Source organism: Mesorhizobium sp. B264B1B, from assembly GCF_020165765.1.
Taxonomy (GTDB): Bacteria; Pseudomonadota; Alphaproteobacteria; order Rhizobiales; family Rhizobiaceae; genus Mesorhizobium.
Genome location: NZ_JAIUIS010000018.1, coordinates 94,483 through 112,728, shown reverse-complemented (window position 1 = coordinate 112,728; position 18,246 = coordinate 94,483). Strand labels below are relative to the sequence as shown.

Genomic DNA, 18,246 nt, shown 5'->3' with positions numbered 1-18,246 from the left:
TCGGGGAATGGACAAACAAAGGATCTGCCCGTTTGCTGCCGATAATGGACACCTCACTGTGGCTGGCGCACAAGCGGCGCGCGCTCCATCATCCGGTCGGCGGCGCGGATTTCCTGATGCGGCGCAGTGCCGACGATCTTGCCGACCGGCTGGGTGCCGTGGAGCGCCGGTTTAGCAAGGCAGCGGTGCTGTTTTGCCAGACGTCGGCCGCAGCCGACATCCTCGCCGCGAGCGGCAAGGTGGCGAACATCGTCCGTGTCGAGGCGGATGCGGCTTTCCTGGGCGATTCCGCCGGCATGGTCGCGCCGCTGGAAACCGTGCCCTTCGAGCCGCAAAGCCTCGACCTGGCGGTGTCGCTCCTGTCGCTGCAGGCCATGAACGACATTCCCGGCATGCTGGTGCAGATCCGCCGTGCGCTGCGTCCGGACGGGCTTTTCCTCGGCGCCTTCGCCGGCGCCGGCACGCTCGGCGAATTGCGTGAAAGCCTGCTGGCGGCCGAGACCGAGCTTCACGGCGGCGCCAGCCCGCGCGTCATTCCGTTCACCGACGTTCGCGACGCGGGAGCGCTGCTGCAGCGCGCCGGCCTCGCTCTGCCGGTCGCCGATGTCGAGACGGTGACGGTGCGCTATGACAGTCTTTTCAACCTGATGGCCGATTTGCGCGCCATGGGCGAAACCAGCGCGCTTGCCGATCGCAGCCGGCGGCCGGGCACACGCCAGCTGTTCGCCCGCGCCGCGCAAATCTACGCCGAGCGGTTTTCGGATCCCGACGGCCGCATCCGCGCAAGCTTTTCGATGGTCTGGATGTCCGGCTGGGCGCCCGATGCATCGCAGCAAAAGCCGCTCAAGCCGGGTTCGGCCAAGATCTCGCTGAAGACTGTGTTGGAGCAGCCCAAGGGGCAATGACAGTGTCCGCGGACGCGGACAGCCAGATCAGGGTGCGAAAGCGTTGGCAAGCCTGCTGCCATTGTCGCTGAACAGCCAGGTGATCGCGTTGAAGACCTGGCTGATGCCGCCGACGATCGTCAGCGACAGTACGGCGACGATCAAGCCGTATTCGACGGCCGTGGCGCCCTTTTCATCGTTCAGGAAACGCAGCAGCACTGTTTTCATCACGTCGATCCCTCTTGCCGGAACCATACCGCCGACCTGTTAAGAAAGGTTAACGGCACAGGCTTAATAGGCGATGAAACCGCCGCCTCTGAAAATGTCTTGGACCCGATCAGCAGTCGCCGCTGGTCCGGCCGTCGGATCGGATGATGCAGACCGAATCGGGCTGCGGCTGAAGCACGCTGCGGCGCACCGTATAGGTATCGCGACGAGTGATCGAACCAGTGGCAGTCATGTCGAGACCGCTGGCAAAATTCCGAGCCGATTGCGAGCGCGCCTGGCTGTCGAGGAAGGGCGTTGCGATCAGGGCCAGCGCCACCGCGGCCGAACCGAACAGCAGCGTGACGCGCAGCACGCCCATGCCCGCATCCGCGGCGCGAAAACTGCGGTCGGGCCGGATCGAATCCCAATCCCTGTCTAGGCTCATGCTGTCGCTCCCCAGAAAATCGCCGGCACGGCCGCGACGAGGCAGCCTTGCATCAACTTTTCATGATGAGATAAATCTTCCATTAATGCTGGCTTATGCGCCCCGCAGCTCCGCTCAGCCACAGGCCGCTAGCGGTTCTGTTTCGCCTACAGAAGGTCGATCAGGAACGGGATCAGCGGAGCGTCGGCCGGCGGCATCGGGTAGTCGCGCATCTGCTTGGGCCGCACCCATTTCAGCGCCTGCCCCTCCTTCGGCTGGGCGATGCCGCGAAAGCGGCGGCAGATGAAGAGCGGCATCAAAAGATGGAAATCGTCGTAGCTATGGCTGGCGAAGGTGAGCGGTGCCAGGCACGGGATGTCGGTCTCGATCCCGATCTCCTCATAGAGTTCGCGGATAAGGCATTGCTCCGGCGTCTCGCCGGGCTCGACCTTGCCGCCGGGAAACTCCCAGAGCCCGGCAAGCTGCTTGCCCTCGGGCCGCTGCGCCAGGAGCACGCGCCCGTCGGCGTCGACCAGGGCGCAGGCGGCGACCAGGAGCAGGCGCTTGCCGGCGATCGTCACATCATTCATGCCCGATTTCACCCATGAACAGGCGGCCGGCGGTAGTGGTAGCGATAGACCTCGTCGAACCCGAGCGAATGATAGAGCGCCAGCGCCGGCACATTGCCGGCCTCGACCTGCAGCCAGGCTTCCCGCGCGCCGCGCAGCCGCGCCCATTTCAGCGCCGACAGGATCAGGTTTCGGCCGTGGCCCTTGTTGCGTGCCGACTTGTCGGTGGCGACCTCGAACAGGCCGGCGAGATCGCCGTCATGGACGCAGATCAGCGTCGCCAGTGGTTCCGCTCCAGCCTCGAGCGCGAACAGCCCGGCCTCGGGCTGGATGGCGCCGATGATCTCCGACAGGCCTGGCCGCAGCGACGCGTCCGAGCCGCTGACCTTGAGCGACGCGCCGATGAAGCGGCTGATGTCCTTCAACGGGATCTGGTCCATGGCGGCGTCGAGCTGGGCATCGGCCAGCGGCAGCCGCATCACCAGCGATTCGTCGAACCGACTCCAACCCTCGCGGTCGAGATGGCTGGCGAGATCCGGACCCGATAGCGGCGACATGCGGAAGGTCAGCGGCCTGCCATAGGCATCGAAACGGCGGCTGGCGCGGCCGATGCGGTCAGCGATGTGCTGGGTGTCGCCGGGATCGAGCGGATTGACCGAATTCAGCCGCTTGGCCGGATGTCCGGCCGTCAGCCGCACCACCCAGGTGCCGTCATAATGGACTGCCGCCGCGGGCCAGGCGCGGAACCCGGCCGCCTCATAGCGGCGCACTGTCGCCAGCATGCTGGCCGGATGTTTGGAAACCAAGTCGTCAGCTCCGGTAGTCGCCATTGATGGCGACGTATTCCTTGGTGAGGTCGCAGGTCCACACCGTCGCCTTGCCGCGGCCGATGCCGATATCGGCGCGGATGCGGATGTCGTCGCGCTTCATATACGCCGAGGTCGCGTCCTCCGAATAGGCCGGATCGCGCTCGCCCTCATGCGCCAGCCTGTTGTCGCCGAACCAGATCGACAGGCGGTCGCGGTCAGCCGGCTCGCCGGCCTTGCCGACGGCCATGACGACGCGGCCCCAATTGGCGTCCTCGCCGGCGACCGCGGTCTTGACCAGCGGCGAATTGGCGATCGAGAGTGCGATGCGCTTGGCCGAACGCGCCGATTTCGCGCCGGTAACGGTGACTTCGACCTGCTTGCGGGCGCCCTCACCGTCGCGCACCACTTGCAGCGCCAGCGACTTCAGCACTTTGCCGAGCGCACGGCGGAACGCCCCCAGACGGGCATCCTTGGGATCGGTTATCTCCGGCGCGCCGCGTTTGGCGGCCTTTCCGGTGGCGAAGAGCAGCAGCGTGTCGCTGGTGGAGGTGTCGCTGTCGACGGTCACCGCGTTGAAGGTCTTGGCCGTGCCGCGCGACAGCAGATCCTGCAGCACGGGGGCAGCGATCGGCGCATCGGTGGCGACGAAGGACAGCATCGTGGCCATGTCGGGTGCGATCATGCCGGCGCCCTTGGAAATACCGTTGATGGTGACATCGGTGTCACCGAGCTTGACGGTCTGCGTCGCCACCTTCGGATAAGTGTCCGTGGTCATGATGGCCTTGGCCGCCTCGGTCCACAGGTCGGGCTTGCCGTTGCTGACCAGACCAGCCAACAGATGGCTGAACTTGGTTGTGTCAAGCGGCTCGCCGATGACGCCGGTCGAGGCCAGGAACACCTCGCCTGGCGTGCAGCCGGCAGCCTTGGCTGCCGCTTCGCCCGTCAGCGCGGTGGAGTCCCGGCCCTTCTTGCCGGTGAAGGCATTGGCGTTGCCGGAATTGACGACGAGCACCCGGGCCTTGCCCGCGGCAAGGTTCTGCCGGCAGAAATCGACTGGCGCCGAGGGGCATTTCGACTTTGTGAACACGCCGGCGACCGCCGTGCCGGGCTCGAAGACCATGGTGAGCAGATCGGTGCGGTTCTTGTACTTTATCCCTGCTTCGGCGGTGGCGATGCGCACCCCCTCGATCTCAGGCATCTTGGGGTATTTCTTCGGCGCGAGCGGCGAAATCGTCGTGGACATGGAACCTCGGACGGGAAAAATCGGCGGAGAAACGCCGGTTTGCCCGATACGGAGCGCCCGCGCAAGGCGTTTTGGTGGCCGCGTGAGAACCGGAATTGGCCCTGACCGGTTCGCAGCCGGCTCCGTCGCAGTTCGTTGGCGCCGCCCTGCCCAGGTTGCGATCTCTCCCGAGGGCAGCTGACCCTGGCCCTGGTATTTCTGGGGACCGTTGCGACTCGGCGCGGGCGCGCGGGCGGAGTTGGTCAGCACCGATGACCGCCTGCGCATCGTGCGGGGGACATGGCAGGCAAAATGTCTCTTGCCTCAGCCGCCAAGAACGGGCCGTTTCGTTTCATCGCCGGATCACTTATATTGCCGGCCTAAACCGACGGCGAGGGCGACAGGATGGCCGAAGTGGCGGATACGGCGCGTAAATCCATCGGTGCGCGGCGCAATCCCGACAGCGCGGAAGCCATTCTCGATGCCGCCGAGGCGGTGTTGGTCGAGGCCGGCTATGCCGGCTTCTCGATCGAGGCCGTGGCGCGGCGGGCGCGTGCCGGCAAGCCGACCATCTATCGCTGGTGGCCGAGCAAGGCCTCGCTGCTGCTGGAGGTCTACCAGCGCCAGAAACGCGTCGATGTTCCCGATACGGGAAGACTGGAAGAGGATCTCGTCGGCTTCCTCAAGAACCTGTTCGCGCACTGGCGCGAGACGTCGTCGGGCAGCGTGTTCAGGTCGCTGATCGCCGAGGCGCAGTCGGACGAAACGGCGGCCGCGGCCCTTGCCGGCTATACAGGCGGGCGCCGGGCCCACACCGGCCAGATCATCGAGCGCGCCAGGGCAAGGGGCGAGGTCGCGGCCGATGTCGATCCGGCTGTGGCCGCTGACCTGGTGGCTTCCTATGCCTGGCGGCAGCTCCTGACCAACCGGCTCGACGAAGACGAGGCGACGATCCGCAAGGTGGTCCGCTACCTCCTGCGAGGCATAGAGGGGCCCGACGGCTGAACTGACGCAACAAGGGCGCGGCGCCCTTTGGCCACCGCGCCCCTTTTTCGAAACCGTTCTGGTTTACTTGGCGCTTTCCAGCGTATCGACGGCCTTCTTCAAATTGGCGTCGGGAATTTCGACCTTGGCATCGGCGCGCAGCGACTTGACCAGCGCGAAATACTTGTCGCGGATGACCGCCTGCTTGGCCTGGTCCTTGACGTCGTCGAAGGCCGGCGGCTGCTTGGTGCGCTTGTCCTCGAGCTTGATCACATGCCAGCCGAACTGCGACTGCACCGGCTGCTCGGTGTATTTGCCGACCTCGAGCGCGAAAGCGGCCTTGTCGAATTCCGGCACCATCTGGCCAGGTCCGAACCAGCCGAGATCGCCGCCACTGGTCTTGCCGCTCGGATCCGAGGTGTGCTCGTTGGCGAGCTTCTGGAAATCGGCGCCGCCGTCGAGTTGCTTGATGATCGCCTCGGCCTCTTCCTTCGTCTTCACGAGGATGTGACGGGCATGCACCTCGTTGACCGGCGGCGTGTTGGCGATCTCCTGGTCGTAGCGGGCGCGGATCTCGGCGTCGGTGACCTTGTCAACGACGCCCTTCTCGACCATCTCGCCATGCAGCGCGCGCTGCTGCAGGAAGGCCATGCGGCGCTGGAAATCGGGATCCTTGTCGAGACCGGTCGAGACGGCCTGGGCGGCCATGACGCGGATCTCGATTGCGGCCGAAAGCGCCGCGGCGCGGCGTTGCTCGGCCGGGAGTTGCGCGAACTGCTGCGACAGCTCGCCTTCGGCAAGCACGAGATCTGCTTCGGTGAGGGGTTGGCCGTTGACGGTGGCAACCACTGTATTCGGATCGACCGGTGCCGCCGGTGCGGCCGGTGCCGCTGGTGGTGCCGGCTGGGCTGGTGCGGTTTCCTGCGCCATCAGCGGCGACAGGCAAAGAGCCGACAGGCCGACGGCCAGGCCGAGGCTGGCGAGCGACGCACGGCGGAACAACAAGGACATTAAGATGACTCCGATGAGGATGTGAAGGACGGGAGGCTTCCAGATCAGCCAGATTGTGGCCGAATTTGGCGCGACCGGCAGGGCCAGCGCGGCGTTGACATCAGTTGAGCCCCCTCTTATCTGTCCAACGACTTTGCGTCCAGAACCGTTTTCCGGGCGCTTTTTGCGTTGCCCGTATACAGGCGGCGCATTCACGTGGATTTGATGGGGCCGGCCGGCGCTCGTCTCAGTTTGAGAATTCTATCGAAAGGACCATTGGATGGTCAGTCTCGGCGGTCTCGCCCGTAAGGTTTTCGGCTCCTCCAACGACCGCAGGGTCAAGTCGACCCGGCCCCGTGTCGAGGCGATCAACGCCATGGAAAACGAGATGCGGGCGCTCTCCGATGCAGAGCTCGCCGGCCGCACGGAAAAGTTCCGCCAAGACATCGTCAACGGCGCCAGCCTCGAGGACCTGCTGATCCCGGCCTTCGCCACCGCCCGCGAGGCGGCGCGCCGCGTGCTCGGCATGCGCCCCTTCGACGTCCAGCTGATCGGCGGCATGGTGCTGCACAATGGCGGCATCGCCGAGATGCGCACCGGTGAGGGCAAGACGCTGGTCGCGACCTTGCCCGTTTATCTCAATGCACTGGCCGGCAATGGCGTCCACGTCGTCACCGTCAACGATTATCTCGCCACCCGCGACTCCGAATGGATGGGCCGTGTCTACAAGTTCCTCGGCCTCTCGGTCGGCGTCATCGTCCATGGCCTGTCCGACGAGGAGCGCCGCGTCGCCTACGCCGCCGACGTCACCTATGCCACCAACAACGAACTCGGCTTCGACTATCTGCGCGACAACATGAAGTACGAGCGCGCCCAGATGGTGCAGCGCGGTCACAACTACGCGATCGTCGACGAAGTCGATTCCATCCTGGTCGATGAAGCGCGCACGCCGCTGATCATTTCCGGTCCGCTCGAGGACCGTTCGGAAATGTACAACACCATCGACACTTTCATCATCCAGCTGCAGCCGCAGGATTATGAGATCGACGAGAAGCAGAAGACCTCCATCTTCACCGAGGAAGGCACCGAGAAGCTCGAGAACCTGCTGCGCGACGCCGGCCTGCTCAAGGGCGAGTCGCTTTATGACGTCGAGAACGTCGCCATCGTCCATCACGTCAACAATGCGCTGAAGGCGCACCGCCTGTTCCAGCGCGACAAGGACTATATCGTGCGCAACGGCGAGATCGTCATCATCGACGAGTTCACCGGCCGCATGATGCCCGGCCGCCGCTACTCGGAAGGCCTGCACCAGGCGCTTGAAGCCAAGGAGCATGTGGCAATCCAGCCGGAGAACCAGACGCTCGCCTCCGTTACCTTCCAGAACTATTTCCGCCTCTACAAGAAGCTTTCCGGCATGACCGGCACCGCGCTGACCGAGGCCGAGGAATTCGGCAACATCTACGGCCTCGAAGTCACCGAGATCCCGACCAACCTGCCGGTCATCCGCAAGGATGAGGACGACGAGGTCTACCGGACGGTCGAGGAGAAATACAAGGCGATCGTCAAGGAGATCCGCGAAGCCAGCGCCAAGGGCCAGCCGACGCTGGTCGGCACCACCTCGATCGAGAAGTCCGAGCAATTGGCCGAGCGGCTGCGCAAGGAAGGTTTTAAGGATTTCGAGGTGCTGAACGCCCGCCATCACGAGCGCGAGGCGGCGATCGTCGCCCAGGCGGGCAAGCCCGGCGCCATCACCATCGCCACCAACATGGCCGGCCGCGGCACCGACATCAAGCTCGGCGGCAATGCCGAGATGCGCATCGCCGAGGAACTGGGCGACATGCCCGAAGGGCCCGAGCGCGAGGCGCGGGAAAAGGAAATCTATGCCGACGTCGAGCGCCTGAAGGAAAAGGCGCTGGCTGCCGGCGGCCTCTACGTGCTCGCCACCGAACGCCACGAGTCACGCCGCATCGACAACCAGCTTCGTGGCCGCTCCGGCCGCCAGGGCGACCCCGGCCGCTCGAAATTCTTCCTGTCGCTGCAGGACGATCTGATGCGCATCTTCGGCTCCGAGCGCATGGACGGCATGTTGCAGAAGCTCGGCCTCAAGGAAGACGAGGCCATCATCCATCCCTGGATCAACAAGGCGCTGGAAAAGGCGCAGAAGAAGGTCGAGGCGCGCAACTTCGACATCCGCAAGAATCTTCTGAAATATGACGACGTTTCCAACGACCAGCGCAAGGTCGTGTTCGAACAGCGCATCGAGCTGATGGACGGCGAAGGCCTGTCGGAGACCATTGCCGAGATGCGCGAAGGCGTTATCGACGAGATCGTCGCCAAGGCCATTCCCGAGAACGCCTATGCCGAGCAGTGGGATGTCGCCGGGTTGAAGGCCGAGGTCGCCGAGTTCCTCAATCTCGACCTGCCGATTGAGGAATGGGTCAAGGAAGAAGGCATCGCCGAGGACGACATTCGCGAGCGCATCACGCAAGCCGCCGACGCCGCCGCCAAGGAGCGCGCCGAGCGCTTCGGGCCCGAGGTGATGACCTATGTCGAGCGCTCCGTGGTGCTGCAGACGCTCGACCATCTGTGGCGCGAGCACATCGTTAATCTCGACCATCTGCGTTCGGTTGTCGGCTTCCGCGGCTACGCCCAGCGCGATCCTTTGCAGGAATACAAGAGTGAGGCGTTCGAGCTGTTCCAGGCGATGCTGGGCAATCTGCGCCAGGCCGTCACCGCGCAGCTGATGCGCGTCGAACTGGTCCGCCAGGCTGCCGAGGCCCCGCCGCCGGAAGCCCCCGACATGTTCGGCACGCATATTGACGGTACCACCGGCGAGAACGATTTCGAAGGCGGCGAAACCGCCCTTCTGGTGCGCCAGGAAAGCAACGCCATCGTCGCCCCCGAAGACCGCGACCCCAACAACCCCGCCACCTGGGGCAAGGTCGGCCGCAACGAAGCGTGCCCCTGCGGCTCCGGCAAGAAATACAAGCACTGCCACGGCGCTTTCGCGTAAGGAAAACCTGCAGGGCTCACATTCCCGGATTTCTGATCCGGGCGAGATTCCTACGTGCTCAGATCAGCCCGGAATCGCGCGCGGCGGCGGTCGCCTCGCCACGCGAAATGGCGTCCAGCTTGCCCAGCACCGCCGAGACATGATGATCGACGGTCTTCGGTGAGATGGTCAGGTGCTCGGCTATTCTCTTGTTGGAAAAACCGCGTTCGATCAGTTGCAGGACCTGCATCTGGCGCAGCGTCAGGCCAGCTTGATTGGCGCGCGTGCTCTGCCGCGGTCCCCTTGCAATGTTATTGACGCCATTCTGCCGCATGACGGCGCGGACGTGCTGGGCGACCGGCCGGGCACCGAGCCCCTCGAATATATCCAGGGCCAGGCGCAGGGCCGGCTCGTCGCCGCGCAGCAGGGCGAGCGCCTGCTCGAACGGAGCACCCAGCCGGGCCCACAGCGTCGCGGCACCGTGCCAATCGCCGGCGAGCAGCAGGCGATAGGGCTCCGCCATGCCGGTCGTATCGCCAGGGTCGCTTTCAGGCGACAAGAGCAGCCGCCAGACGGCCAGTTCGGCGAACATCGCCCTCGTCGGCGACAGGCTTTCTGCCAGCTCGATCAGGCGAAGCGCCTCACTGGCGTCGCCTTGCCCAAGCCATGCCAGTTCGGCCATCGACGCCGTGTAAGGCACCAGCCGCTGCAGCTCCATTCCCCTGTCCAGGAACCGCTTCATTTCCTCCAGCACCGGCCCAGCCGGATCGCCTCGCCTTATGCGCAGTTTCGCCAGCGCGACCAGGGATGGGTAACGCACCAGGGCTGTCGTTGCAGCATCGTCGATGACGTCGAGAGCCATGGCCGCCGCATCGTCCCAAAGGCCGCGTCGCAAAAGCAGCTGCGCCTGCACGCCCCGCATATAGTCGCGCCAGGTCGCGAGGTCGTTCTCAACGCAATAGGCAATGCCGCGGTCGAGAAAGGATTGCGCGCGCACAAGATCGAGCTGGTTCATTTCGGCGCAGGCGCAATTGGTGAAGCCGCGTGCCGCGTGCTCCTGGAAATTCTGCACGAGCGCGATTTCAAGGCTGCGGGCGAGGTGAAACCGGCCTTTGGCCAGGTCAAGCCACTGCTCGGCCGAGCCAAGATTGTTGAGCGCGTGGCAGATTATCTCCGGCTTGTTCAACCGTTCGGCCAGAGCGACTGCCTTGCCGCCAAGCAGCAACGTCTCATCGAGCTTCTCGGCCAGCATCGCCAGCTGCGAGAGATTGGAATAGGCCATGGCAAGCTCCGGACTGGCAGGCGCCTGTTCCAGCAGTTCCACTGCCTGGGCCCCGAACAGGTCCGCCTGTTCGCGGTCACCCACCAGATAGGCGAAGCGCGACAGGCATCTGAGGCTGTCGCCCTCCCTGAGCGTGTCGCCCAGCGCCTGCTGTAGCCGGCGCGCCTGGCTCTGCGCCTCGATGGCCGCATCGATGCGGCCGATCAGATGGCATTCAAACGCATATCCTTCGTAAAGCCTCGCCCGGTCGCTCATCGGCAGGCTGTCGGCATGCCGCAAGGCGACCTCGTAGTAGCCGGCGGCATCGCGATGCGCGCCGACGCGGGAAGCCTCGCGCGCTGCGAGCGGGGCAAGCTCGCGCACCGCCTCAAGATTCTGGGCCTCCACAGCATGGTGCACGAGCCTTGCGGTAGTCACCTCGGCGTTTTCCTGCAGTGCGGAAAGCGCGCGTTGGTTGAATTCGCGCCGACGGCTCGAGGTCAGCGCCATCTCGATGGCGCGACGGGCGATCTCGTGCCGGAAGGCGTAGCCATCGCCGAGATCGTCGAGCAAGCCATTCGAGACACATTCCGCCAGCTGGCCGGCGCTGGCGACGCCACAGAGGCCGCGCAGCGCCCAGGCATCGGCGCGGCGTGGAAACACAGACACCGCGTCGAGCATCGAGCGCGCTCCCGGCGACAGGCGCTCGGCACGCGCCAGCACGGCGTCGCGGACGCTGGCCGGCGGGATCATCTCGCTTTCGGCAGCCAGCAATTCGGTGACGAAGAAGGCGTTGCCCGCGGTGGCGCGATAGATTGCGCTGCCGTCGCGGTTGGCTGCTTCGGCAAGCGACAACACCGCCGCCTCGCTGAGCAGTGGCACTTCGATGCGCTGGACGTTGCCGGCTGGAATTTCGCCGAGCACCCGGCGCGCACGCATCTGCCCTTCGCTGCGGTCGGTGCGTGCCGTGAACAGCACCAGCATATGCGTGTTGGTGATGCGCCGGCCCAGGAAACGGACGAAATCCAGGGTCGCGTCGTCGGCCCAGTGCATATCCTCGATGACCAGCAAACCCGGCCGAGACCTCGCCTCGAAAACCTCGAGAGCGTCTGAAAACAGGGGCAGCCGCTGACCTTGGCGGTCGTCGATTGCCCGGGGCAGTGCCCACTGCGCGTCCCGGGCCAGATCATAGAGCGGTCCCAGCGGATCGGGAATCGACAGGTCTTCGCAAGCGCTGCGGAATATGGAAACGTGCTGCCCGGCACGGGTTACGAACGCCTCGACGAGTGCCGTCTTGCCGGCGCCGGCCTCGCCCAGCAATGCCGCCACGCGGCCGCGACCGCGCGCGGCCTCCGCGAGCAGTTCCTCCAACTGATCGAGTTGTGCCTGCCGTTCCAGAAGCATCGTCACTGGCCCATAAGTATCGTCGTCCCTCGACCCTTCTCCAAAATACCCCCGCTTCGGTATCCGCAGTGTGGCTCCCAGACCAAACGTCGAAAACATAGGGAATCGTCCCGCGCAATATGGGGAAAGGCTCCGATGTGCGCTTTCGACGATCGTGATTTTTCTCCAACCGCGCTCATTTCGAGCGTGAATCAGTCACAAAAGGAAGCCACTCCATGCCTCGCTATCTGATCGAACGGACATTCCCCGACGGGCTCAACGTGCCGACGAACGACGTCGGCGCGACGGCGCTCGGCGGCATCATCATGCGCAACGCCGAGAAGGGGGTCACCTGGCTGCACTCCTTCGTGTCGCCCGACAGGAACAAGAGTTTCTGCATCTACGACGCCCCCTCGCCGGAGGCGATCCGCAGCACGGCGCAGAAGAATTCGCTACCGGTGGACAAGATCACGGAGGTGAGGGTCCTGGACCCTTACTTTTATCGCTGACCCTATGGACCAAGGATGGAACAATGAGCGTGAGATCGTCCTGGGCAGCGATGGGTGTCGGCTTTCCGTGCTGTTTCCTCCCGAAACGGCAGCCGCCGTCGTGGCGTTCGACCATGCACCCTCCCGGCGTGGTCTCGCATCGCGGATTGTCTCCGCGCTGCTCGCGCCATTGCGAAGCCGGCGCAGGCGCCTGCCACCGCAAGACGATTATTTAAGGCGGGACGTCGGCCTGCCGGAGCACGAGATGCGGCGGGACTACTGGGAATATTGGTGGTGGCATCAATGAGACCGCCGCCCGGCTAGAGACGGACGGATCGGACCCGTCCCGCAACTGACGATCCAACGCGCAGGCATGGCAGCAGGGCCTTACAGGCCGGTCCTGCCGCCTGCGCGTCACCAACAACCAATGGAGAATAAAATGAACGTCAATTTCTGGCGCCTTGCCGCGCTGTCCATCATGGCGATCACCGCCACTGCCGCATCTGCGGAGAGTGGCAATCGGCTGGCCGCCGAGGTGCGGGCGGCCAACGGCCGCTTCGTGAATGTCGCGGCGGCCACCGCCGAGGGCTATGCGCCGATTCCCTGCGCCAGCGGCATCACCGGCGGCGCGATGGGCATTCACTACGTCAACGGCGCCTATCTCAAGGATGATGCCGTCGACCTCGCCAAGCCGGAGGCCGTGATGTACGAGCCGATGGCCGATGGCAAGCTGAAGCTGGTGGCCGTCGAATATATCACTGCGAAGGGTCCCGCGTCGCTCGAAGGCCAGCTGTTCAACTTCGACAGCGCCCCCAACCGCTATGGCCTCGGCCCCTTCTACGAACTTCATGTCTGGGCCTGGAAGCAGAACCCGACCGGCGCCTTCGCCGACATGAACCCGAATGTCTCATGCGACGCCATGAAAAAGGCCGACTGACGGCACCGCCTGCCGGAACAGTGCCGGCAGGCCTTTTACGCGTCGCGAGGAGAAACCGTGCCCGAGATAGCTATCTTCCTGGCAAGGCTGCGCGCCCCACCATGGCGGCTGATGGCCATCCTCGCTTGGCTGGCGCGCGGACGGCGCCTCCGACATGAGCGGCGTCACCTGGAGGCCATGCCCGATTTCATGCTGAAAGACATCGGCATCAGCCGTTCCGAGATCGACTATGTCGCAACTCACGGCGAAGCGCGCCGCTCTTAGGCTTGGCTGGGAACGACAGAGCGCCTGTCTCCTGCTTGCGGCATGGAACCCACACCGGTCGTCCTCGCTGGCCTCTCTGCCATTGTGCATGCCTCTTCCACCCACCCTTTCTTAAGGTGTCTCCGCTACACCAAAGCCTGAAAAGAAGCGGAAAACGGAGAACAATCGGGGTGCGCTTTTCCGCGGCCACGACAGCCGGGCGGTTCTTGCCGCAGCGTTTGGCGCTGCGCGTGGAGCCGTTGCTTGGCCGCGTCGACGCCGTGCTGTTCACCGCCGACGAGCGCGGCGAGGCCGGCCGCATGTCGGTCATTGCCTTTTCCATCCGCATCGTCAGCGCCGTCATCGCCTTCGTCAGCCAGGTGTTGATGGCACGCTGGATGGGCTCGTTCGAATACGGCATCTTCGTCCTTGTCTGGGTGACCATGGTCATCGTCGGCAATCTCGCCTGCCTCGGCTTCCACACCTCGGTTATCCGCTTCATTCCCGAATACCGCGAGCGCGGCCTCATCGACGAGTTGCGCGGTATCGTCGTGGCCAGCCGCCTGTTCGTCCTGATCGCTTCGACGGTCATCGCCGGGCTCGGCGCACTCGGCGTGTGGCTCGCTTCGTCATGGACTGAAAACTACTATGTCCTGCCGTTCATCCTCGGCGTCATCTGCCTGCCGATGATAGCGCTGTCGGACCTGCTGCAAGGCCAGGCCAGGGCGAACAGCTGGGCGCTGTTCGCCCTGGCGCCGACCTATCTGATACGGCCCGTGCTGATCCTGCTGTTCATGGCGCTGATGCTTTTCGCCGGCTACGCGCCCGACGCGAAGACCGCGATCTTCGCCTCGATCGCCGCCACTTACGTCACCACGCTCGCCCAGCTTATCGGCGTCACCCGGCGCATGGAAAAGCAGATTCCGGCCGGGCCGCTGAAGGTGCATTTCGCACAATGGTTCATTGTCTCGCTGCCGATCTTCCTGGTCGAAAGCTTCTTTTTCCTGCTCACCAATGCCGACGTGCTGATGGTCGGCGCCTATATGGACCCCAACGACGTCGCCGTCTATTTCGCCACGGTCAAGACACTGGCGCTGGTGCATTTCGTCTACTTCGCCGTCAAGGCAGGCGTCGCTCAGCGCTATGCCCAGTTCACCCATGGCGAGCCGGAAAAGCTCGCCGCCTTCGCCCGCGAGACGGTGTCGTGGACCTTCTGGCCATCGCTCGCCATGGCGCTGCTGGTGCTGGCGCTTGGCAAACCGATGCTGATGCTGTTCGGTCCCGAATTCACATCGGGTTATCCGCTTCTGTTCCTGCTCGTCTTCGGCGTCGTGGCGCGCGCCGCCGTGGGCCCGTGCGAAAGCCTGCTCACCATGAGCGGCAACCAGAATGTCTGCGCCGCCGTCTATGCCATGACGCTGGCCTTCAACATTGGCCTGAACGTGGTGCTGATCCCGCTCTTCGGCCTGTGGGGCGCCGCAATGGCCACCGCCTTCGCCATGATCTTCGAGGCCGGCGCGCTGTCCTTCACGGTCTGGCGCAAGCTCGGCATCGTCATGGCGATCTTCGTGCCAGCCAAAGGAGCCGCGTGATGGCCGCCATCCCCTTGCTCGAGGAAACCAGCGGCGGCCCCGCCGGCGCCATGGTGTCCGGCCTTGCCGGACTGGGGCGTGACACCGACCCGGCCCATATCGAGATCCTCGCCAACAACCGGCCCGAGCGGAAACTGGCCATCTATCCGGCGTCGGCCGGGTTCGACCTCGTCGAGGAGCTGGATTATCTGTGCGCCCGCACCATCGAGCCCAACGTCTTCTTCAACCCGCGTTTCCTCGCGCCCGCAATGCCCCGGCTGGAAGACCGCGAGGTGCGTCTGGCCGTCATCCGTGACGGCGATGAATACCGCAACCGGCTACGCCTTCTGGTGCCGTTCTCGGTGGAGCGGCCGGTGGTGCCGCTCGGGGTTCCGGTCATGCGCACATGGTCGAGCCCGTTCGGCCCGCTCGGCACCCCGCTGGTCGACCGCGACGATCCGGTCGGTGTCCTCGAGGATTTCTTCTCGATGCTGTCGCGCCCGCATCTGAAGCTGCCGAAAGTGTTCGTCCTGCCCGACATCAGGCTCGACGGCGCGGTGGCGAGCCTGGTTGCCACTGTGGCCGAAACGCGTGGCCTGATGTTGGTCACCACCGGTCACGCCCAGCGTCCGCTGCTGGAGAGCGAACGCGACGCCGAGGACTATCTGAAGGCTTCGCTGCGCGCGCACCATTACCGCGAGTTCCGCCGCCTCAAGCGGCGGCTGGGCGACCTCGGCAAGCTTGAACATGTCGTGGCGCGCGGCCCCGACGAGATCCGTCACGCCATCGAGAGCTTCCTGACGCTGGAGGCGGCCGGCTGGAAGGGCCGCGAGCGCACGGCCATGGCGATCGACCGCTACCGCGCCGCCTTCGCCCGCGAGGCCGTGCACAGGCTGGCCGAGCAGGACCTGTGCCGCATCCATTCGCTGACGCTCGACGGCCGCACCATTGCGTGCCTGATCGTCTTCGTCGAAGCCGGCGTTGCCTACACCTGGAAGACGGCCTACGACGAAACTCTGGCCGGCTATTCGCCAGGCACGCTGCTGATGATCGAGGTGACCAGGCAGCATCTCGACGACCCCAACATCATGATGACCGATTCCTGTGCCGTGCCCGACCATCCGGTGATGAGCAGGCTGTGGACCGAGCGCAAGCCGATGGGCACGCTGGTGATCGGCCTGACGCCGGACGCCGACCGTCTCGCCCGCCAGGCGGCCTCGCAACTGCATCTCTACCGGGAGACCCGCAACATGGCCCGCCTGCTGCGCAACCGGATGAAGAGCCTGCTCAAGAGACGATAGACGCGCTCGCATCTTCTGGAGCGCGTGGATGCTTGCTTCAAGCCTGAGCATTTGGTTGCTTCATGGGATAAACAGTCACTGTATTGATAGCGTTTATTCGCCAGCGCCTGCTTGAGCAACAGTCACAATCTTTCAACAAAGCGCGACAAAGGTGATACGATTTTGGGTATAATTCATGTCGCTTGCCGGCGGCGCATCCGTTTTTCTTGAGCGCTTTTCCTCGTGGCGGACATCAGAATTAGCTAATTCATTCGAACATATAAAGGACATTCACGGAACTTAAGTGGTAACATAAGACCTTTGGGACCAAACCCTGGGACTTTGGTCCGCATTCACGAAATCCGGCAGCGAGCATGAGGCTAATCTTCATTGCTCTTCAGGAACTTGAAACGGCCGACCAGATCTAACTTGAGCCACTCGTCCTCTTTCTTCCACGGCGCTTTCGGCGGTGGCGCGCGGATTGCGAGGAACAGGCGCTGAACGCGAGAAATCCACCTGCCGGAACCAGCGGGTGAGCCGCCATGGGAAAGCTGCCGGCGCCAGAATCCTGGACGCGTAGAAGCCCGCCACGGAGCCCTACGGGGACGGTCTTGGGCGAGCGAGCGCCATGTCGAAAGTGTCCGGCAGGTGAGGATGCGCGCCGGTCCGTCTCACCGAAGCCGTGGTCATCGCGTCGACCGGGAGAATAATCGACATGCGAGCATAGTGGTCCGGCCACAGCGGCTTTCCAAACAGGAAGAACACGATCGCGAGAAAACAAATCAGCAGCAGGACGGCGAAGGTGTTCGCGATGATCTCGCCAAGCTGCATCTCTTTCTCCCCGAAGTCGGACACCCGCCGCTCGCAGCAACGGCGGGCGTCCAGGGACCGTCGATGAAGGGACTTTACTCGACGGCTTCCACGCCAATGAGGAACGGCGGCTTATGTTCAGGGTTTAGGACCAATGCGTCGATGCTTCGGACTTCAGTCCCAATTGCGGGTCCGAGGAGAAGGAGACAGTCTGCCTTTCGCACCGGCTAAGCCCTCCACCAAGGTACCTGACAGCCGGGAGCACAGCCCGGCCTGCTCGCCAAGTGCCGAACCTACCGCCAAAAGCAGGCCGGGCTCCTTCTGTCGATAGTCAAGATCGTCGCCCAACGGGGAAAATGACCAGCTACAAGGTGGAGGAAATCCTGGGCGAGAGAATTATCGGCACGCACGAGGTGGCGGCTTCAAGTCCCGCAGGGGCTGCCAGACGGGCAACCGGTCATCCGATGCAACCCCGCATTCCAGGCGCGCTGTTCGTTCGGGTCACCAGATCGGAGGACGGCACGGTCGCCGAATTCAGCTTCGCGGGATTTCCTTGTTGAACCCGGATGTCGTCGGATGGGACGGCACGAGTGGCGTTTCTTGCGACTATGGCCGGTGTCTACGCCGACCCATTGGCGCGGTTCGGCGTTGATGGAACCGCCGGCTCACCCTAACCGTTTGTTTTCACGTGGATTCCGAAGCTCGTCGATGAAACCGTTTTGACCCGACTTGCACCAGAATTGCGCTAGCGTCCCAGCGGCTGTCTGGATGCTGAAACCAATTCGTCTTCGTCCCTGATCCCGGCCATGTAATTCGCGATTATGCGGGATGAAATCGCTTCGCGTTGCTGGGCCGATCGGGCGTCGAGCTTCAGCCTGTCGAACACGCGGCCAAGCAGGGCCACTTCGGAGGAATCGAAGACGCCAGCCTCCTGAGCTTTCTGACGAATCGGCATGAGTTCCTCCCTTTCAGATAAATAAGCAACAACTGATGCAAGGGGCAATCTCAAGCCCTGATATATCCACACCGAGGAACGGTCAGGCGGCCAACATAGGTCCTGAAGCGTGAAAGCGGCTACCGCATTGGACAGGCCGAAGATGCAGTCCTGCACCCGGCGAGCCGCTCCCGGATGTCGCTCTTGCGATATCGGCTTTAAACGGCGCACGACAAACTCGAACACCATATCCGCATT

At 64.1% G+C, this 18,246-nt stretch carries 18 protein-coding genes; 9 read left to right on the top strand and 9 right to left on the bottom strand.

The genetic code is table 11. The features are described 5' to 3' along the window. Nucleotides 1–32: 32 nt before the first annotated feature. Nucleotides 33–905 (top strand): methyltransferase domain-containing protein, encoded by an 873-nt coding sequence (locus LB547_RS28090; RefSeq protein ID WP_140672128.1) that lies wholly within the window; start codon nucleotides 33–35, stop codon nucleotides 903–905. A gap of 27 nt (nucleotides 906–932) precedes the next feature. On the opposite strand, the gene LB547_RS28085 is transcribed toward LB547_RS28090, so the two are convergent. The 5 genes from LB547_RS28085 to argJ form a co-directional block, all read right to left on the bottom strand. Next, nucleotides 933–1,112, bottom strand: coding sequence for a Flp family type IVb pilin (locus LB547_RS28085; RefSeq protein WP_140500916.1), 180 nt, complete (start codon nucleotides 1,110–1,112; stop codon nucleotides 933–935). A 109-nt stretch (nucleotides 1,113–1,221) separates the two neighbouring features. After that, complete coding sequence (locus LB547_RS28080) at nucleotides 1,222–1,536, bottom strand: hypothetical protein (RefSeq protein ID WP_140672130.1); 315 nt, start codon at nucleotides 1,534–1,536, stop codon at nucleotides 1,222–1,224. Between the two features lie 146 nt (nucleotides 1,537–1,682). Further along, nucleotides 1,683–2,105, bottom strand: a complete 423-nt coding sequence (locus LB547_RS28075) for a (deoxy)nucleoside triphosphate pyrophosphohydrolase (protein ID WP_140672132.1) — start codon at nucleotides 2,103–2,105, stop codon at nucleotides 1,683–1,685. Between the two features lie 8 nt (nucleotides 2,106–2,113). Continuing rightward, on the bottom strand, nucleotides 2,114–2,866 hold the full coding sequence (locus LB547_RS28070) for a GNAT family N-acetyltransferase (RefSeq protein WP_140500961.1): 753 nt from the start codon (nucleotides 2,864–2,866) through the stop codon (nucleotides 2,114–2,116). A gap of 28 nt (nucleotides 2,867–2,894) precedes the next feature. Further along, the gene (gene argJ / locus LB547_RS28065; protein WP_140672134.1) at nucleotides 2,895–4,136 is read right to left on the bottom strand and encodes a bifunctional glutamate N-acetyltransferase/amino-acid acetyltransferase ArgJ; all 1,242 of its coding nucleotides are present in this window, start codon (nucleotides 4,134–4,136) and stop codon (nucleotides 2,895–2,897) included. 384 nt (nucleotides 4,137–4,520) lie between these two features. Between argJ and LB547_RS28060 the strand changes: the two genes are divergently transcribed. Beyond that, entirely contained in the window at nucleotides 4,521–5,120 is a 600-nt protein-coding gene (locus LB547_RS28060) for a TetR/AcrR family transcriptional regulator (protein ID WP_140672135.1), read from the top strand. Between the two features lie 63 nt (nucleotides 5,121–5,183). On the opposite strand, the gene LB547_RS28055 is transcribed toward LB547_RS28060, so the two are convergent. Next, nucleotides 5,184–6,110, bottom strand: coding sequence for a peptidylprolyl isomerase (locus LB547_RS28055; RefSeq protein ID WP_140558156.1), 927 nt, complete (start codon nucleotides 6,108–6,110; stop codon nucleotides 5,184–5,186). 259 nt (nucleotides 6,111–6,369) lie between these two features. On the opposite strand from LB547_RS28055, the gene secA reads away from it, so the two are divergent. Continuing rightward, nucleotides 6,370–9,102: a preprotein translocase subunit SecA gene (secA, locus tag LB547_RS28050; protein ID WP_140763212.1), complete on the top strand. Its 2,733-nt coding sequence runs from the start codon at nucleotides 6,370–6,372 to the stop codon at nucleotides 9,100–9,102. A 58-nt stretch (nucleotides 9,103–9,160) separates the two neighbouring features. On the opposite strand, the gene LB547_RS28045 is transcribed toward secA, so the two are convergent. Continuing rightward, nucleotides 9,161–11,746 (bottom strand): helix-turn-helix transcriptional regulator, encoded by a 2,586-nt coding sequence (locus tag LB547_RS28045; protein WP_140650953.1) that lies wholly within the window; start codon nucleotides 11,744–11,746, stop codon nucleotides 9,161–9,163. A gap of 215 nt (nucleotides 11,747–11,961) precedes the next feature. Here LB547_RS28045 and LB547_RS28040 point away from each other — a divergent pair, with 215 nt between their 5' ends. The 5 genes from LB547_RS28040 to LB547_RS28020 all read left to right on the top strand — a co-directional run bounded on the left by LB547_RS28040 (nucleotide 11,962) and on the right by LB547_RS28020 (nucleotide 16,265). After that, on the top strand, nucleotides 11,962–12,234 hold the full coding sequence (locus LB547_RS28040; RefSeq protein WP_140500909.1) for a DUF4242 domain-containing protein: 273 nt from the start codon (nucleotides 11,962–11,964) through the stop codon (nucleotides 12,232–12,234). Nucleotides 12,235–12,652: 418 nt separating this feature from the next. Continuing rightward, the gene (locus LB547_RS28035; RefSeq protein ID WP_140500907.1) at nucleotides 12,653–13,150 is read left to right on the top strand and encodes a hypothetical protein; all 498 of its coding nucleotides are present in this window, start codon (nucleotides 12,653–12,655) and stop codon (nucleotides 13,148–13,150) included. A 57-nt stretch (nucleotides 13,151–13,207) separates the two neighbouring features. Then, nucleotides 13,208–13,414 (top strand): DUF1127 domain-containing protein, encoded by a 207-nt coding sequence (locus tag LB547_RS28030; protein ID WP_140525446.1) that lies wholly within the window; start codon nucleotides 13,208–13,210, stop codon nucleotides 13,412–13,414. Nucleotides 13,415–13,584: 170 nt separating this feature from the next. Beyond that, on the top strand, nucleotides 13,585–14,985 hold the full coding sequence (locus LB547_RS28025; RefSeq protein WP_140633257.1) for a lipopolysaccharide biosynthesis protein: 1,401 nt from the start codon (nucleotides 13,585–13,587) through the stop codon (nucleotides 14,983–14,985). Beyond that, complete coding sequence (locus LB547_RS28020; RefSeq protein ID WP_140525444.1) at nucleotides 14,985–16,265, top strand: GNAT family N-acetyltransferase; 1,281 nt, start codon at nucleotides 14,985–14,987, stop codon at nucleotides 16,263–16,265. The genes LB547_RS28025 and LB547_RS28020 overlap by 1 nt, the downstream gene beginning before the upstream one ends. Before the next feature lie 576 nt (nucleotides 16,266–16,841). On the opposite strand, the gene LB547_RS28015 is transcribed toward LB547_RS28020, so the two are convergent. Beyond that, entirely contained in the window at nucleotides 16,842–17,075 is a 234-nt protein-coding gene (locus tag LB547_RS28015; protein ID WP_140500900.1) for a polymerase, read from the bottom strand. 335 nt (nucleotides 17,076–17,410) lie between these two features. Here LB547_RS28015 and LB547_RS28010 point away from each other — a divergent pair, with 335 nt between their 5' ends. Further along, a complete protein-coding gene (locus LB547_RS28010; RefSeq protein ID WP_140500899.1) occupies nucleotides 17,411–17,614 on the top strand; it encodes a hypothetical protein in 204 nt (67 codons plus the stop codon). A 185-nt stretch (nucleotides 17,615–17,799) separates the two neighbouring features. Here LB547_RS28010 and LB547_RS32575 read toward each other — a convergent pair whose 3' ends face one another. Continuing rightward, the gene (locus tag LB547_RS32575) at nucleotides 17,800–18,237 is read right to left on the bottom strand and encodes a hypothetical protein (RefSeq protein WP_318013596.1); all 438 of its coding nucleotides are present in this window, start codon (nucleotides 18,235–18,237) and stop codon (nucleotides 17,800–17,802) included. Between the last annotated feature and the right edge of the window lie 9 nt (nucleotides 18,238–18,246).

What these genes read in the sequence shown, in the direction of transcription:
- LB547_RS28040 (WP_140500909.1), top strand. Translation starts at nt 11,962, where the DNA reads ATGCCTCGCTATCTGATCGAACGGACATTCCCCGACGGGCTCAACGTG.
- LB547_RS28075 (WP_140672132.1), bottom strand. Translation starts at nt 2,105, where the DNA reads ATGAATGATGTGACGATCGCCGGCAAGCGCCTGCTCCTGGTCGCCGCC.
- LB547_RS28035 (WP_140500907.1), top strand. Translation starts at nt 12,653, where the DNA reads ATGAACGTCAATTTCTGGCGCCTTGCCGCGCTGTCCATCATGGCGATC.
- secA (WP_140763212.1), top strand. Translation starts at nt 6,370, where the DNA reads ATGGTCAGTCTCGGCGGTCTCGCCCGTAAGGTTTTCGGCTCCTCCAAC.
- argJ (WP_140672134.1), bottom strand. Translation starts at nt 4,136, where the DNA reads ATGTCCACGACGATTTCGCCGCTCGCGCCGAAGAAATACCCCAAGATG.
- LB547_RS28080 (WP_140672130.1), bottom strand. Translation starts at nt 1,536, where the DNA reads ATGAGCCTAGACAGGGATTGGGATTCGATCCGGCCCGACCGCAGTTTT.
- LB547_RS28015 (WP_140500900.1), bottom strand. Translation starts at nt 17,075, where the DNA reads ATGCAGCTTGGCGAGATCATCGCGAACACCTTCGCCGTCCTGCTGCTG.
- LB547_RS28060 (WP_140672135.1), top strand. Translation starts at nt 4,521, where the DNA reads ATGGCCGAAGTGGCGGATACGGCGCGTAAATCCATCGGTGCGCGGCGC.
- LB547_RS28045 (WP_140650953.1), bottom strand. Translation starts at nt 11,746, where the DNA reads ATGCTTCTGGAACGGCAGGCACAACTCGATCAGTTGGAGGAACTGCTC.
- LB547_RS28020 (WP_140525444.1), top strand. Translation starts at nt 14,985, where the DNA reads ATGGCCGCCATCCCCTTGCTCGAGGAAACCAGCGGCGGCCCCGCCGGC.
- LB547_RS28010 (WP_140500899.1), top strand. Translation starts at nt 17,411, where the DNA reads ATGACCAGCTACAAGGTGGAGGAAATCCTGGGCGAGAGAATTATCGGC.
- LB547_RS28070 (WP_140500961.1), bottom strand. Translation starts at nt 2,866, where the DNA reads ATGCTGGCGACAGTGCGCCGCTATGAGGCGGCCGGGTTCCGCGCCTGG.
- LB547_RS28055 (WP_140558156.1), bottom strand. Translation starts at nt 6,110, where the DNA reads ATGTCCTTGTTGTTCCGCCGTGCGTCGCTCGCCAGCCTCGGCCTGGCC.
- LB547_RS28085 (WP_140500916.1), bottom strand. Translation starts at nt 1,112, where the DNA reads ATGAAAACAGTGCTGCTGCGTTTCCTGAACGATGAAAAGGGCGCCACG.
- LB547_RS32575 (WP_318013596.1), bottom strand. Translation starts at nt 18,237, where the DNA reads ATGGTGTTCGAGTTTGTCGTGCGCCGTTTAAAGCCGATATCGCAAGAG.